This is a genomic window from Pandoraea capi (assembly GCF_902459735.1).
Lineage (GTDB): Bacteria > Pseudomonadota > Gammaproteobacteria > Burkholderiales > Burkholderiaceae > Pandoraea > Pandoraea capi.
This window is the reverse complement of sequence record NZ_CABPRV010000003.1, coordinates 515544-529090: the sequence shown is the minus strand read 5'-3', so window position 1 is coordinate 529090 and position 13547 is coordinate 515544. Positions and strand designations below refer to the sequence as shown.

Here is a 13547-nt window from a genome sequence, read left to right as displayed (position 1 = left end):
CTCGCAGTCATCGCAATATTGGCAGTACCCGCAGTAGTAGCAACAGGCAACGCTGTGCAGTCCCTGTCGCCGACGTCTGGTGACGATCGTTGCCGCGATTCATCGCTTTATCGCTTTATCGCTTTATCGCTTTATCCGTAGTTGCAGTTCGCAGTACTCATGCTGTATTCCGGCGCAAGTCTCATGGCCGGATGGAGAGTCATCCCTCCCCGTAGTTACGAGGCATCGCTCTCACGCGTCAGTGCCGTACCGCCGCCCGCGCATCACTCAGGCGGCGGATTGCGCGCCCACAGCCTCGTATTGCCCACGTGTTGCATAAGACAACCGACGCCACGATCACACTTCGCGTGCCTCGTCGAAACCGACCTCGTCGTCACGATGACGCGATGCCGTTCCTTCGGTGTATCCGCGACGTTCGCCGTACCGGCCGATCCAGCGCAGTCGGATCCGGCTCGCCTGCGTTATCGCACAGGCGCTTGGCATGCGCTTCATCAGAGCGTCATGCCCGATGTTTTGAAAAAGAGAAAATTGAAAGTCATGAACACCGACCTAGAGCGCGTTACCCTCACCATCACGCTGCACCCGAACGACCTGAAGCAACTCGATCACGCCTGTCAGCGCGTAGGTATGCGCCGCGAAGATTTCTGCGTCCTGGCAACGCATCTGGAAGGTGCCCGGGTGCTCAATGGCGAGGGTCTCGCAGCCCTGGCGCGTCCGTTCAGCTTTGCTGCCGCGCTGCCGGCCGCACTCCGCGGCGCGTTCACGCGCCTCTGCGCGCGCTGATCGGCGCAGTGGGCTGTCGGCCGCGCATGCGCCGTCAGCCCCTTCACATCGTCAATCCTCCCCCTCCCCGTCCAGTCCCGCTCAGCATCGTTCCGACGCCGCACCGCAGCGATGACCCATCCGGGTTACGGCACAGCGGAGGCTTGCGCACCATCCGCCCGATCTCGATACGCACCGGCATCGAGAACCACCATCCCGTCGCGCCCCTGACGCTTTGCCCGGTACAACGCCCGCTCAGCTTGCTGAAGCCACGCCTGCGGCGTATCGAATGCCGCGCAGAACGGCACCAGTCCGATGCTGACCGTGCACTCGGCCAGCGCGACCCGCTGAGCATCCTCCGACGACATCGTCGCCTCGGCCTGCGCCACGCGGGCGCGCAGGTCGGCGAGCAGCCGATGCATCAGGTCGCGTCCCGCCACTTCGCCAGTGTTGACCAGCACCGCACCGAACTCTTCGCCACCGTAGCGCCCCACGGCGTCGATGTCTCGCAGACGCTGACGCAGCAGTCCGGCGAAGCGTCGTAACGCGGCGTCGCCAGCAGCATGCCCGAGCGTGTCGTTGATGCGCTTGAAGTGATCGAGATCCATCAGCACCAGACACGCCGGTTGCCCGGTGAGCACGCAATGCGCGTGGACCTCGGCCAAGCGCTGCTCCCATGCACGGCGATTGAGCAGACCGGTCAACCCGTCGTGTCGCGACAGATGCTCCATCTCACGCGAGCGTTGCGCGAGTTTCTGCGCCAGATCGTAGGTCACCTTGCCGAGCGCAATGGGATAGAGAATCACCATCGGCAAGCTGGTCAGGACATTGAACGTGTCGGAGGCCGGCGACCAGACGAAGCCGAGCACGGCAATACCGATCAGTCCGCCCGCCACGTTCGCGAGCAGCCCCTGAAGGAACAACCGCACGCCGCCCGCACCGATGTTGTCCATCGACATCATCGCGAGCACGACCACGCTGGGCAGCAGATTGAATTGCATCGCGACCACCCAGAAGCCGCCGAACGCCGCGTCGATCATCAGATTCGCGCGTTCGGCGCGATACGGCACGGGGCGCGAGAGCGCCAGCACACATGCCAGATGCGGCCAGAGGAAGCCATGGAAAATGACGAGCGCCCAGAGCCAGAGCGACGTGGGCGGCGATTGCCGGTAGAAGACGCCCGCGACACAGAAAAAGCCAATGCCGAGACCGATGGTCCGCAGACGATAGATGCGTCGCACGAACCGTTTGCCCTTCCCCGCGAACGCCGGGTCGGTACCCGCAGCGGATGACAAGGAAGACGAAGGCGACGCCGTGTGGCATTGTCGCGTACCGTCGGCACGTGCCTGACGGTCTTGTTGACTCACTGACACCATGCTGCTCCGATCACCCATCACGAATCACGAAACGCGCACGATGCCATCGCACCGTGGGACCGGGGACTGCCGACGTCGCGCAAGGACTACGTAAGTTACGTGGAAGGCCCGGAAGTGCCATTTTACCTGCGGCCAAGGGCGGGGAGCCATCGGTGGGCAAGCCGCGGGCAAGCGGTGCGGAAGCGGCGAGCGAGTGACGGCTTAGCGACGGGCGGGCACCGAACGATCGGGCAGGTCCCTCGTCGATAGCAGACGCGATTCGGCGGGTCGGACGTCGCGTCTGAAAACCCTTATCTTTTGTCTGAAATTCGTTATGCGACGGTCACGGTTCGGGCGGACAATCTGCTCCAGTTCGCACCTCACCGCCGGTCGGCCACCCGACCGGCACACTGCATCGAATCATGGCCAATTTCATTCTGCCGCTGACCGCCGTCCTTATCTGGTCAGCCAACGTGATCGTCAACAAACTCGCCGTAGGTCACATCTTTCCCGCCGAGATTGCGTTTCTGCGCTGGTTTGCCGCGTGGCTGATCCTGACGCCACTCGCCTTGCCCAAGCTGTGGCGCGCACGCCGCGATCTGGTGCCGCACATGGCGCAGTACGCTACGCTCGGCGTGCTCGGCATGGCGCTCTATCAAGGCATCGCCTACTCGGCCGCGCATTACACGAGTGCCACCAACATGGGCATCATTCTGGCGCTGCTGCCGCTCACCACACTCGCGCTGGCCGTCGTGATGCTGGGCGACGCGCTCACCGCAGGCGCGCTGGCGGGCGGGTTGCTCTCCATCGGCGGCGTGTTGCTGGTGGTCGGCCATGGCTCGCTGCTGCATCTGGCCGATCAGGGCATCGGCGTGGGTGACGCCATGATGGTCGTCGCCATGCTCGCCTACGCGTTCTACTGCGTGCTGCTGCGCAAATGGCATCTGCCGCTCTCCCCGCTGCCGTCGCTTTACGCGCAAATCACGTTCGCGGTCATCGCATTGCTGCCGTTCTATCTGATCTCGCAGAAGGCCGGCATCTCCATGGATAACCTGCCCGAGCTGGCCTTCGCGGCCATCCCGGTCTCGGTCATCGCACCGTTCATCTGGATGGTCGGGGTGGCACGCATCGGTCCGCGCCGCGCCACCGTCGTCATCAATCTGGTGCCGATCTTCACGGCATTGATCGCCGCCTTCGGCCTCGGCGAGCATCTCGCGGTGTATCACCTCGCGGGCGGCGCGCTGATTCTCGGTGGCGTGACACTGGGCGAAAACTGGCATCGACCGATTCGCAAAGCGCGTGAACCGATGCCTGCTATCGCAGATGAATTGGGAAGTGTCCGATAAATTTTGCGCTATCAGCGTCGCCGACTCTTTATAGAGGCCCGGCTGTAACGCATGGGGAGTAGAGCGATATAACGTCGCAAGGCGCGGGGGGATTGATTACGCTGTGTGACTCGTCAACGGAGTCCCGCCATGCAAACGAATCCACTCGCGCTGTTCGGAGACCACCTGGCCCGCCTGCGGAAAGCGCGCGGCTGGTCGCAGGAGAAGCTGGCGCTCGAGAGCGGTCTTGCACGCTCTTACGTCAGCGGTATCGAGCGCGGCAGACGCAACGTCGCGCTCGTCAACATCTGCGTGCTGGCAGACACACTCGGCGTGCCCACGTCCGAGATGCTGCGCTTCGCTCAGGCATCGGCAGGCGCCGAAGATGTCGCCATGCAGTCCGAGCGCACCCCGCTGCCGCAAATCAGCCGGTCGCTGTGCAAGCTCGAAAACCGCGATCAGGTCTGGCTCGCGGAAATCATTCGAAGCCTCAGTTCCCGCTTGAGTCATGCCACGCCGCCCGCCGGTGCAGGGGTGAGTGCGGATGCGCATGAGCAACCTTCCGGCGATGCTCATCAGCCCACCTTCGCGGAAGATCGCAGCGCCTTCGACACGCTGTGTGACGGGGACGAGGCAGACGCCACAGGCGACGACGCAGACACTGACGCAGACGAAGCGAACGAGCGGCGCATGACGACCGACACCGGCCTGCCCCGCCCGCCATATGACGGCAGCCCGGCACGCACGCCGGTCCGTCCGGATTTCGAATCGGGCTTTCCGACAAACCGCCTACTCGCCACATCGGCACCGTCGCAGATGTCGGCACAAGCGAGCTACGCTGCCAGCGCGCCCCACAGTGATACCGAAACTGCCCGTCCGTCGGCGACGGTCGACGCGTCGGGTGCCGTCGGCAAGGTGACGCCCATCGGCGATCCCATGAACGCGCGAGGGGCGTCTTCGGACGCCCCACGTCAAAGCACATCCGAGGGACGCTCGCATGACGACACGTTGCGCATGCGTCGCAACGACGACGAGTGAGCGATCCTGCGCCAATTGATTCTTAGGACATCGCGCAAAGTCCCCCTGCGTTATCGGGGGCACAACGCGCACATTCGTCTCGTAAGAGTCACTGTTTAACCTATTAAAAATAATCAGCCCATACGTGCGCGACGCCTGCATTCATGCGTCGCCTTGTGACAGCGCATGCGAGCGCGCACGTCAATGGCGACAGGAATGACAGCGCTTCGACGCCTACGGCAATTTCGCACGGCTCGACACAACTTCCGGCTCGGCCCGTCAACATCGAGTGACATCCCAACGCGGAACCTTTCAGAATCCCCGCTCTACTTCAACCGGTCAGACCAGTGTCACACTGCGCGACGCGGGTTGACGCAAAGGCGGCACACGCTTCGCTGCCATCGGACGAAGCGCCGCGTGATTACGCGGTACGCGAAATAGCGCCACCCATATCGTCGGGACGACAGCGCTCGTTGTGCCTTCTCCGAAAGTCCACAAAAAATCTGCGAGGCGCCCCCGGTAGTTCGTGCCTCACAAACGAGGGACACCCGAGGCACCGCCCCCGATGCCGGATTTTTGTTCCAATCTTCTCGTCCCTAACAAGGAAACTTTTTTATGGACACCAATTTATTCCGATTCGGCAGACATCTCGCCGGTTTGCGCAAGAAGTACAACTGGGCGCAGGACAAGCTTGCGCTTGAGAGCGGCCTGGCGCGTTCCTATCTGAGTGGTGTCGAGCGCGGCAAACGCAACATCTCGCTGCGCAACATCTGCATTCTGGCCGACACCTTGGGGTTGCCGCCGCACGAGCTGCTGGCGTTCGACGCGGCGGGCGGTCTGGTAGCGGACTCGGGCGTTGCGGCGCCCTGCGATCCGTATCCGTCGCTCAATCGTGCGATGCAGAAACTGTCGGATCGCGATCAGGCATGGATGGCCGATCTGGTGCGCACGTTGAGCCTGCGACTGGGGCACGGCATGTTGCGCGACGAATGACGGCGACACGCGTATTCGCGGCGGCAGACTTGCCGCGCCCGACGTTACCGGGGCACGACCGGCTCGACGGGCATTCGCAACGGACGACGGGCCGCGCATGGCACATCGGTGCCTGGCGCGCGGCGCGCAAACGCTCAGTCGTTACCGAGGAAGGCGTCCACGGCGAGATGGAACGCAATCGGATTGGCGAGGTTCATGCCGTGCGAAGCGTCCTGAATCAGCATGCGGCGGGCTTCCGGCATGGCGTGCGCGAGCGCGTTCAGCACGTCCGGATAGGGGGGCGGGCTCTCCGCGCCGCCCATCAGCAGCACCGGCGCATGCAGTGCGCCCAGGGCGTCGATCGGCAGCGGCGTGCGAGGCTCGGCCACCTGACCGATGAGGGTGCGGGCGTTGTCGCGCACCATCTGCTTGAACCACGGCACCATGCGGCGCCATGTGTCGGGGCCGCTGACCGTGTCGATGAACAGCGCGAGCCCGCCGTCGACATCGCCGCTCTCGATCGCTTCCAATGCCTTCTGACGGAAGTTGCCGCGTTCGCTATCGAGCGGCACCTGTATCGGTCCGCCACTGATCTCGACACCGGGATCGGCCAGAATCAGCGAGCGCACGGTGTCGGGGGCGAGCAAGGCGGTGCGCAGCGCGACGTAACCACCGCGCGAGTGACCGAGGACGTGAACCGGACCCACGCCGAGCGCCGTGATGAACGCCGCCAGATCTTCGGCGTGCTGCTCGCCGGAGAAGGTACCGTCGTGGCCATTCCAGGCTTCGGGGAAATAGTGGCGCAGACTTACCGAAATGACACGCCGACGCTGTCCCAGCGGCGCCATGTTCGGTTTGAAGTATCGGTAGTCGCAAAGCGAGCCGTGGACCAGCACTAACGGGGCGCCGACGGCATCGGCAGGTGCGGGGGTTTCGACGTAGGCCATGGGATAGCCGTTGACGTCGATGGTTTGCGGTGCAGGAACCGGCATGGGGGATGCTTCTGGTAAGACGAAGTCGCCAGTATAGCGAGCTTGGGCGGCGAATGCGGCGCCCAACGCGCTGTCGCAGGGCACACCGCACGCTGGTGTATGCTTGCGACTCTCTTCATTCCTGCGGTCTCCCGGTATGGCACTCAAAGCCACCATTTACAAGGCCGAGGTGCAGATCACCGACCTCGACCGCCATTACTACGCCTCCCATCACCTCACGATCGCCCGTCATCCGTCGGAAACCGACGAGCGCATGATGGTGCGCGTGCTCGCGTTCATGCTCTATGCAGGTGAGCGTCTCTCGTTCGGCAAAGGCATTTCTACCGCCGATGAGCCCGACCTCTGGGAACACGACTTCGGCGGCGACATCGTGCGCTGGATCGACGTCGGCCAGCCCGACGCACGCCGTCTCGTCAAAGCCTCGGGGCGCGCGGAGCACGTGGATGTCATCGCTTACGGCGGCAAGCCGGCGGCCGTCTGGTGGCAGGCGACAGAATCGCAGATCAACCGTCTGTCGAACCTCAGCGTGCGCATGCTCGCCGACGAATCGGCCGAAGCGCTGACGGCGCTCGCGTCGCGCACCATGCGCCTGCAATGCACCATTCAGGACGGCGAGGTCTGGGTGGCCGACGACAATCACAACTTTGCCGTCAAGCTCGAAACCTTGCGTAGCGCCACCGCGCGCTGACCGCCCCGCCTGCCGAACCTCTCGGGCCCCGCCCCGATACGCGACGACCCGGAAGCTGCGTTACACTTGACGTTAACGTAAATCGAGTCGACGCGACCGCGCCGGCGGCCCCTGCAATTCATGGACATCCTCATCTACTCGCCGGACGGCAAGACTGCCGCCTATGAAACCGGTCTTGCCGAGCACCTGCCGCGGGCCAACATCCGCGGCTGGCGGCCGGGCGATACCGCGCCCGCCGACTATCTCGTGCTCTGGAAGCCCAACGCCGAAGTCCTGCAACCGCGCGAGCGGCTCAAGGCCATCTTCAACATGGGCGCAGGCGTCGATGGCGTGCTGGGCAGCCGCGGCGAAGACGCCCATCGTCTGCCGGCCGGCGTGCCGCTCGTGCGCCTGGAAGATGCCGGCATGGCCGACCAGATGGCGCAGTACGTGAGCGCCGCCGCGCTGCGCTACTTGCGTCGTCTCGACGCCTTCGACGCGCAGCAGGCGCAAACGCAATGGAAATTCCAGAAGCCGAACCGGCTCGCGGACTTCCCCGTCGCGGTCCTCGGCTACGGCACGCTCGGCGCACACGTCGCCCGCGCGCTGAAGACCTTCGGGTTCCCGGTGCGCGCCTGGAGCCGGAGCGAGCGTCACGACGACAGCGGTGTGGAACTGCACCACGGCGAGACCGGGTTCGACACGTGCGTACGTGGCGCGCGGATTCTCGTCAATCTGCTTCCGCTCACGCCGCAGACGGTGGATGTCCTCAACACCGGGCTGTTCGCCAAACTCGCGCAGGGCGCGTACCTGATCAACGTCGCACGCGGCGCGCATCTGGTCGACGACGACCTGCTCGCGGCGCTGGAAAGCGGTCAGATCGCCGGGGCGACGCTCGACGTATTCCGCACCGAACCGCTGCCCGCCGAGCATCCGTTCTGGCGCACGCCCGGCGTCACCGTCACGCCGCACATCTCGGCGCTGACGCTACGCGACGAAACCGTCGCGCAAATCGCAGGCAAGATCGCCGCGCTGGCGCGGGGCGAAACGATTACCGGCATCGTCGATCTGACGCGCGGCTACTGATTTACCGCCCGCGCCGTCCATCACGTACTTAACATCCAGGACGCCGCTGCCAAGCCCCATCAGACGAAACAGAGGAATCAGAGGAGACCGATCCCCATGTCCGCATCCCATCTGCCGCAACGTGTGAAAGTCGTTGAAGTCGGCCCGCGCGACGGCCTGCAAAACGAGAAGCAGCCCGTCCCCACGGATATCAAGATCGCGCTGGTGGACCGCCTGTCCGCGGCGGGCTTCGCCAATATCGAGGCAACGTCGTTCGTCTCGCCGAAGTGGGTGCCGCAGATGGCCGACGGCGCGGAAGTGATGGCCGGGATCACGCGCCGTCCGGGCACGATCTACTCGGTGCTCACGCCGAACATGCGGGGCTTCGAGGGCGCAGTGGCCGCGAAAGCCGACGAAGTCGTCATCTTCTCCGCCGCGAGCGAAGCGTTCTCGCAGCGCAATATCAACTGTTCCATCGAAGAGAGCATCACGCGCTTCGAACCGGTCGCGCGTGCCGCCAAGGACGCAGGCCTGCGTCTGCGCGGCAGCATCTCGTGCGCGCTCGGCTGCCCGTATCAGGGCGAAGTGCCGGTCGCCAGCGTGGTGGACGTCGTCCAGCGGCTCGCTGCACTCGGCTGCGACGAGATCGACATTGCGGACACCATCGGCGTGGGCACCCCCTCGCGCACCCGCGAAGTCATGGAAGCCTGTGCCAAAGTGTTCCCCATCGAACGCCTGTCGGGTCACTTCCACGACACGTACGGTCAGGCAACGGCCAACATCTACGCCGCCCTGCTCTCGGGCATCTCGATCTTCCACTCGTCCGTCGCCGGTCTCGGCGGCTGCCCGTACGCCAAGGGCGCGACGGGCAATGTCGCGACGGAAGACGTGCTGTATCTGCTGCAAGGTCTTGGCATCGAGACGGGGATCGACCTCGAAGCCGTGGTGCATACCGGCGATTACATCTCGCAGGCCATCGGCCGCCCGAACGCGTCGCGCGTGGGCCGCGCGATGCTAGCCAAGATGAAGGACGTCGCCGCCAGCGCGTGACACCGTTGTCTCACGCCGCGGCACTTTGCATGCGCGGCATCCACTGCATCCACTGATTACGCCTCGCGCGATTCGCGCGACGCCAATGGACCCGACCATGAGCGAAACCCCGCACCTCCCCGAATCCGCCGACGCGCAGGACCTGCCCGAAGGCGCACGCCACGTCGCGCGCCTGCTCGCGGGCATGGGCCACGATCAGCCCATCGTCCTGCTGCCGGCCACGGGCAAGACGTCTGCCGAAGCCGCCGCCGGTCTCGGCTGCGAAGTTGCACAGATCGCGAAATCGATCATCTTCCGCCGCGCCTCCGACGACACCCCCGTGCTGGTCATCGCCAGCGGTGTCAATCGTGTGGACGAGAGGAAGGTCGCCGCGCAAGTCGGTGAGCTCGCGCGCGCCGACGCCCGCTTCGTCAAGGAGAAGACCGGCTACTCGATCGGCGGCGTCAGCCCCATCGGGCATGTGGTGTCGCCCGTCACGCTGATCGACGAAGACCTGCTCAAGCTCGCCAGCCTGTGGGCTGCGGCCGGCCACCCGCACGCCGTGTTCAACCTCACGCCGCAGCAACTGGTCGCCATGACAGGCGCGCCGGTCGTCGACATCGCCCTGCGCGCCTGACCGGCCATCGTCAGGCGCTGGCCAACGTCATCGCGCAGTCAGGACCACAACCTCAAGGAGACCTGCCATGCCGAGCCCCGAACTTGTGCCGGGACTGACATTCGAGTGGACGTATCGTGTGCCGAAGAAAGCCGTGGTGCCCGAACTCTATGACGATGTCGAACTCTGCCGAGAGATGCCTGCGGTCCTCGCGACCGGCTATCTTGCGGGCATTCTCGAATGCGCGTGCCTGCAAGCCATTCGTCCGTATCTCGACTGGCCGCGCGAGCAGTCGCTCGGCACGCTCGTCTCCTTCTCGCATCTGGCCGCCACACCGGCCGGCGATACGCTGCGCATTCAGGGCAAGCTGGTCGATGTCACGGGCCGCACGCTGCGCTTCGAAGTCGAAGCGTGGGACGGGCTCGACAAGGTGAGCGCCGGCACGCATGAGCGCGTCATCGTCGATCAGGAACGCTTTCACGGCAAGCTGCGCGAAAAAGCCGCCAGACTCGGTCTGCCTGTCTGACGCCATCGTTCATCCTCACGACCCGCACATGACCGCTCCCGACGCCCCCGTCCCCTCGCCCTGCACCAACATCTGCCGCATGAATCCGGCGACGGGCTGGTGCTCGGGATGCTGGCGCACCATCGACGAGATCGCGTCGTGGTCGACGATGACGGACGACGCGAAGCGGCTCGTCTGGTCGCACTTGCCCGCACGACGCGCCGAACACGAACCGCCGCCCGAGATGTACCGTCGCGTGATCGCGGGCAAGCACGACACATAAACGACGCATGAACGCCGCCTGATGGCACCTTCAGCGCATCGCTCCAACTTTCAGTCATCGCATATGGGAAAAATCGTTACCGTCGGCGAGACCTTCTCCGCCAGTCATCATTTCTCGCCGGATTCGATCCGTGAGTTCTCCACGCTCGCGCACGACTTCAATCCGCTGCATCTCGACGCCGAATACGCCGCCGCCGATCCGCGTTTCGGCGGGCTGATCTCGTCGGGCACGCAGCAGATGTCCTATCTCGCCGCGTTGCTCGCCACGCACTACTCGAAGACGGCGCAACCGCTCGGGCTCGAATTCGACATGAAGCTGCGACGCGCCGTGCATGCGGGTGACGACATCACCGTGCGCTGGACCGTCACCGACAGCCTGTGGAAGGAGAAGCTCGCGGGCGATATCGTTTCGCTCGACGGTGAAGCCGTCAACCAGCACGGCGAGACGGTGATCGCCGCCACGGCCAAGATCCTTGTGTGCGCCAAGCCGGCGTGAGCGCGGCGATCCAGGCCCCCTGTCCGTCATCCAACGACGCCATGAGATACGCCCAATGACCTCGCTTGCCCTGCCCGCCGGGCTGCGCGTGTTCGAGCGCGGCTGGCTCTCATCGAACAACGTGCTGTTCTCCGGCGACGAACCCGCGCTCGTCGACAGCGGCTATGTCAGCCATTCGGAACAGACGCTCGCGCTCGTCGCGCACGCGCTGCCCGAAGGCCAGCCGCTCGCACGCCTCATCAATACGCATCTGCATTCCGACCACTGCGGCGGCAACGCCGCGCTCCAGGCGCGCTACGGTTGCCGTACGTGGGTGCCGGCGGCCGAAGCCGATCCGGTGCGTCACTGGGACGAGCGCCGCCTGTCGTTCGAAGCGACCGGCCAGCAATGCGCGCGCTTCACGTTCGACGACACCCTGTCGCCCGGCGACACCGTGCTGCTCGGCGACCATGAATGGCTCGTACTCGGCGCGCCGGGGCACGATCCGCACGCGCTCATGCTCTACAACACGGCCGACGGCATTCTGATTTCCGGCGATGCGTTGTGGGAGCGTGGCTTCGGCGTCATCTTCCCGGAACTCGACGGTGAGTCGGGATTCGCCGAGCAGGCTGCCGTGCTCGACCTGATCGAACAGATCGACGTGTCGGTCGTCATTCCCGGTCACGGCAAGCCGTTCGACGATATCGGCGGCGCGCTGGCCGCCGCTCGCTCCCGACTCGACTACCTGCAAGGCGATCCCGCCCGCAATGCCCGCAACGCCCTCAAGGTGCTGATCGTCTTCCGTCTGATGGCTGAAGGGGAGATGACGAGCGCAGCGCTCAAGGCCACGCTCGACACTGCGCGCGCGTGGCGCAACGCGGCAGCGATGCTCGCGCCGCCGTCCGGCTGGCCGGCGCTGCTCGACACCCTGGTGGCGGAACTCGCGAAAGCCGGTGCCCTGCGTTATGCGAGCGAAACGGACACGCTGCACGCCGTTTGATAGGGTCGGACGCCCGGCGGCACGCGATGGCCGGGATGACTGAAGCCGGTCGGGGCGCGGGAATGGCAGGAATAGCGGGAATCGCCTGAGCGTCCGGAATGGCCGGAATGAGCGGGGCAAAAAAATAACGCCGCTTGGCCGTGAGGCGAGCGGCGTTTGAGGACGTGACGTGCCGGACGAACGCTGCGGTCGCTAACGCGGCGCTCGTCCTGCGACACCCTGATGCCGATGTCCCCTGGCACGCGTCTTCATCGTAGTCAGCGCCTGGTCACCTCCCAAGAGGACTTTCCCTGATAGGGGCGACATCGCGAGGCAAGAACCGAAGCTTTCTTCGAGTGACCGCCCGTCGGGCAACGTCCGAATCCCCCTATAATCGAACGATCGTTCGCGAATGTGCCCCATCTTTCCAGCGGCAGGCATCTTGCGCAGGCAGCAACGATGCGACGGCCTCTACGTGCGATGAAAGGGGTCGCTTGCCGAACGTCCGGATTCAGGAGACTTCATGGCCCTTCCCAAGATTCTGCAAAACCTGGCGCTGCCCGTCGTGGCCTCGCCGATGTTCATCGTGAGCTATCCGGAACTGGTGCTCGCGCAGTGCAAGGCCGGTATCGTCGGCTCGTTCCCCGCGCTCAACGCGCGCGAGCCACAGATTCTCGAAGACTGGCTCTCGCGCATTACCGAGGAGCTGGCGTCGTACAAGGCGGCGAATCCGGACGCGGTCGTCGGGCCGCTGGCCGTCAACCAGATCGTGCACCAGTCGAACCAGCGACTGGAACATGACGTGCGCGTATGCGTCGAGCATCGAGTGCCGATCTTCATCACGAGCCTGCGGGCGCCGCCCAAGGAAGTGCTCGACGCGGTGCACAGCTACGGCGGCATCGTGCTGCACGACGTGATCAATCTGCGTCACGCCAACAAGGCGCTCGAAGCCGGTGTGGACGGCCTGATTCTGGTGGCGGCCGGGGCCGGCGGGCACGCGGGCATGCTCTCGCCGTTCGCGCTGGTCGGTGAAGTGCGCAAGATCTTCGACGGCCCCATCGTGCTCTCCGGCTCGATCGCCAATGGCGGTTCGATTCTCGCTGCGCAGGCGATGGGTGCGGATCTCGCCTATATCGGCACGCGCTTCATCGCGTCGACGGAAGCGAACGCGAGCGATAACTACAAGCAGGCCATCGTCGACGCCAGCGCGAACGACATCATCTACACGAACCTGTTCACGGGCGTGTCCGGCAACTATATCCGCCAGAGCATTCTCAATGCGGGACTCGATCCCGACGATCTGCCCACGGCCGACAAGTCCGCGATGAACTTCTCCAAGGCGAAAGCGTGGAAAGACATCTGGGGCGCGGGTCAGGGTGTGGGGCTGATGGACGACGTGCGTCCGGCCGCAGAGATCATCGCGCGACTGAAGCAGGAGTACGACGACACGCGCAAGCGACTGGCAGGCTGACGCGTTGACGAGCTGATGGCCTGAGCGCGCACGAG

The 13547-nt window shown here is 64.8% G+C and carries 15 protein-coding genes; 13 read left to right on the top strand and 2 right to left on the bottom strand.

The window, feature by feature from the left end:
- Nucleotides 1–501: 501 nt before the first annotated feature.
- Nucleotides 502–783 (top strand): hypothetical protein, encoded by a 282-nt coding sequence (locus tag PCA20602_RS09120; protein WP_139133269.1) that lies wholly within the window; start codon nt 502–504, stop codon nt 781–783.
- A 125-nt stretch (nt 784–908) separates the two neighbouring features.
- Here PCA20602_RS09120 and PCA20602_RS09115 read toward each other — a convergent pair whose 3' ends face one another.
- On the bottom strand, nt 909–2129 hold the full coding sequence (locus PCA20602_RS09115) for a diguanylate cyclase (protein ID WP_246182093.1): 1221 nt from the start codon (nt 2127–2129) through the stop codon (nt 909–911).
- A 410-nt stretch (nt 2130–2539) separates the two neighbouring features.
- Between PCA20602_RS09115 and PCA20602_RS09110 the strand changes: the two genes are divergently transcribed.
- The 3 genes from PCA20602_RS09110 (at nt 2540) to PCA20602_RS09100 (ending at nt 5452) form a co-directional block, all read left to right on the top strand.
- Nucleotides 2540–3463, top strand: coding sequence for a DMT family transporter (locus PCA20602_RS09110; protein ID WP_150720934.1), 924 nt, complete (start codon nt 2540–2542; stop codon nt 3461–3463).
- A 129-nt stretch (nt 3464–3592) separates the two neighbouring features.
- A complete protein-coding gene (locus PCA20602_RS26275; RefSeq protein WP_343032044.1) occupies nt 3593–4480 on the top strand; it encodes a helix-turn-helix domain-containing protein in 888 nt (295 codons plus the stop codon).
- A 594-nt stretch (nt 4481–5074) separates the two neighbouring features.
- Nucleotides 5075–5452, top strand: coding sequence for a helix-turn-helix domain-containing protein (locus tag PCA20602_RS09100; RefSeq protein ID WP_150720933.1), 378 nt, complete (start codon nt 5075–5077; stop codon nt 5450–5452).
- Between the two features lie 134 nt (nt 5453–5586).
- Here PCA20602_RS09100 and PCA20602_RS09095 read toward each other — a convergent pair whose 3' ends face one another.
- A complete protein-coding gene (locus PCA20602_RS09095) occupies nt 5587–6423 on the bottom strand; it encodes an alpha/beta fold hydrolase (protein ID WP_150720932.1) in 837 nt (278 codons plus the stop codon).
- A 136-nt stretch (nt 6424–6559) separates the two neighbouring features.
- Here PCA20602_RS09095 and PCA20602_RS09090 point away from each other — a divergent pair, with 136 nt between their 5' ends.
- From PCA20602_RS09090 to PCA20602_RS09050, 9 genes are all read left to right on the top strand, one after another.
- A complete protein-coding gene (locus tag PCA20602_RS09090; RefSeq protein WP_150720931.1) occupies nt 6560–7111 on the top strand; it encodes a YaeQ family protein in 552 nt (183 codons plus the stop codon).
- 120 nt (nt 7112–7231) lie between these two features.
- Nucleotides 7232–8176 (top strand): 2-hydroxyacid dehydrogenase, encoded by a 945-nt coding sequence (locus PCA20602_RS09085; protein WP_150720930.1) that lies wholly within the window; start codon nt 7232–7234, stop codon nt 8174–8176.
- A 96-nt stretch (nt 8177–8272) separates the two neighbouring features.
- On the top strand, nt 8273–9205 hold the full coding sequence (locus PCA20602_RS09080) for a hydroxymethylglutaryl-CoA lyase (protein ID WP_150720929.1): 933 nt from the start codon (nt 8273–8275) through the stop codon (nt 9203–9205).
- A 97-nt stretch (nt 9206–9302) separates the two neighbouring features.
- Nucleotides 9303–9821 carry a YbaK/EbsC family protein gene (locus tag PCA20602_RS09075; protein WP_150720928.1) on the top strand — a complete coding sequence of 173 codons (519 nt, stop codon included), beginning with the start codon at nt 9303–9305 and terminating at the stop codon, nt 9819–9821.
- Nucleotides 9822–9888: 67 nt separating this feature from the next.
- The gene (locus tag PCA20602_RS09070; RefSeq protein ID WP_150720927.1) at nt 9889–10326 is read left to right on the top strand and encodes a thioesterase family protein; all 438 of its coding nucleotides are present in this window, start codon (nt 9889–9891) and stop codon (nt 10324–10326) included.
- Nucleotides 10327–10354: 28 nt separating this feature from the next.
- Nucleotides 10355–10588, top strand: coding sequence for a DUF1289 domain-containing protein (locus PCA20602_RS09065; RefSeq protein ID WP_150720926.1), 234 nt, complete (start codon nt 10355–10357; stop codon nt 10586–10588).
- Nucleotides 10589–10651: 63 nt separating this feature from the next.
- On the top strand, nt 10652–11083 hold the full coding sequence (locus PCA20602_RS09060) for a MaoC family dehydratase (RefSeq protein ID WP_069343226.1): 432 nt from the start codon (nt 10652–10654) through the stop codon (nt 11081–11083).
- 55 nt (nt 11084–11138) lie between these two features.
- The gene (locus PCA20602_RS09055; protein ID WP_150720925.1) at nt 11139–12062 is read left to right on the top strand and encodes an MBL fold metallo-hydrolase; all 924 of its coding nucleotides are present in this window, start codon (nt 11139–11141) and stop codon (nt 12060–12062) included.
- Nucleotides 12063–12564: 502 nt separating this feature from the next.
- On the top strand, nt 12565–13512 hold the full coding sequence (locus PCA20602_RS09050; RefSeq protein WP_069343228.1) for an NAD(P)H-dependent flavin oxidoreductase: 948 nt from the start codon (nt 12565–12567) through the stop codon (nt 13510–13512).
- The last annotated feature ends 35 nt before the right edge of the window (nt 13513–13547 follow it).

Coding starts and splice junctions, on each gene's coding strand:
- PCA20602_RS09080 (WP_150720929.1), top strand. CDS start 8,273: ATGTCCGCATCCCATCTGCCGCAACGTGTGAAAGTCGTTGAAGTCGGC.
- PCA20602_RS09095 (WP_150720932.1), bottom strand. CDS start 6,423: ATGCCGGTTCCTGCACCGCAAACCATCGACGTCAACGGCTATCCCATG.
- PCA20602_RS26275 (WP_343032044.1), top strand. CDS start 3,593: ATGCAAACGAATCCACTCGCGCTGTTCGGAGACCACCTGGCCCGCCTG.
- PCA20602_RS09065 (WP_150720926.1), top strand. CDS start 10,355: ATGACCGCTCCCGACGCCCCCGTCCCCTCGCCCTGCACCAACATCTGC.
- PCA20602_RS09055 (WP_150720925.1), top strand. CDS start 11,139: ATGACCTCGCTTGCCCTGCCCGCCGGGCTGCGCGTGTTCGAGCGCGGC.
- PCA20602_RS09120 (WP_139133269.1), top strand. CDS start 502: ATGCCCGATGTTTTGAAAAAGAGAAAATTGAAAGTCATGAACACCGAC.
- PCA20602_RS09060 (WP_069343226.1), top strand. CDS start 10,652: ATGGGAAAAATCGTTACCGTCGGCGAGACCTTCTCCGCCAGTCATCAT.
- PCA20602_RS09110 (WP_150720934.1), top strand. CDS start 2,540: ATGGCCAATTTCATTCTGCCGCTGACCGCCGTCCTTATCTGGTCAGCC.
- PCA20602_RS09085 (WP_150720930.1), top strand. CDS start 7,232: ATGGACATCCTCATCTACTCGCCGGACGGCAAGACTGCCGCCTATGAA.
- PCA20602_RS09100 (WP_150720933.1), top strand. CDS start 5,075: ATGGACACCAATTTATTCCGATTCGGCAGACATCTCGCCGGTTTGCGC.
- PCA20602_RS09050 (WP_069343228.1), top strand. CDS start 12,565: ATGGCCCTTCCCAAGATTCTGCAAAACCTGGCGCTGCCCGTCGTGGCC.
- PCA20602_RS09090 (WP_150720931.1), top strand. CDS start 6,560: ATGGCACTCAAAGCCACCATTTACAAGGCCGAGGTGCAGATCACCGAC.
- PCA20602_RS09075 (WP_150720928.1), top strand. CDS start 9,303: ATGAGCGAAACCCCGCACCTCCCCGAATCCGCCGACGCGCAGGACCTG.
- PCA20602_RS09070 (WP_150720927.1), top strand. CDS start 9,889: ATGCCGAGCCCCGAACTTGTGCCGGGACTGACATTCGAGTGGACGTAT.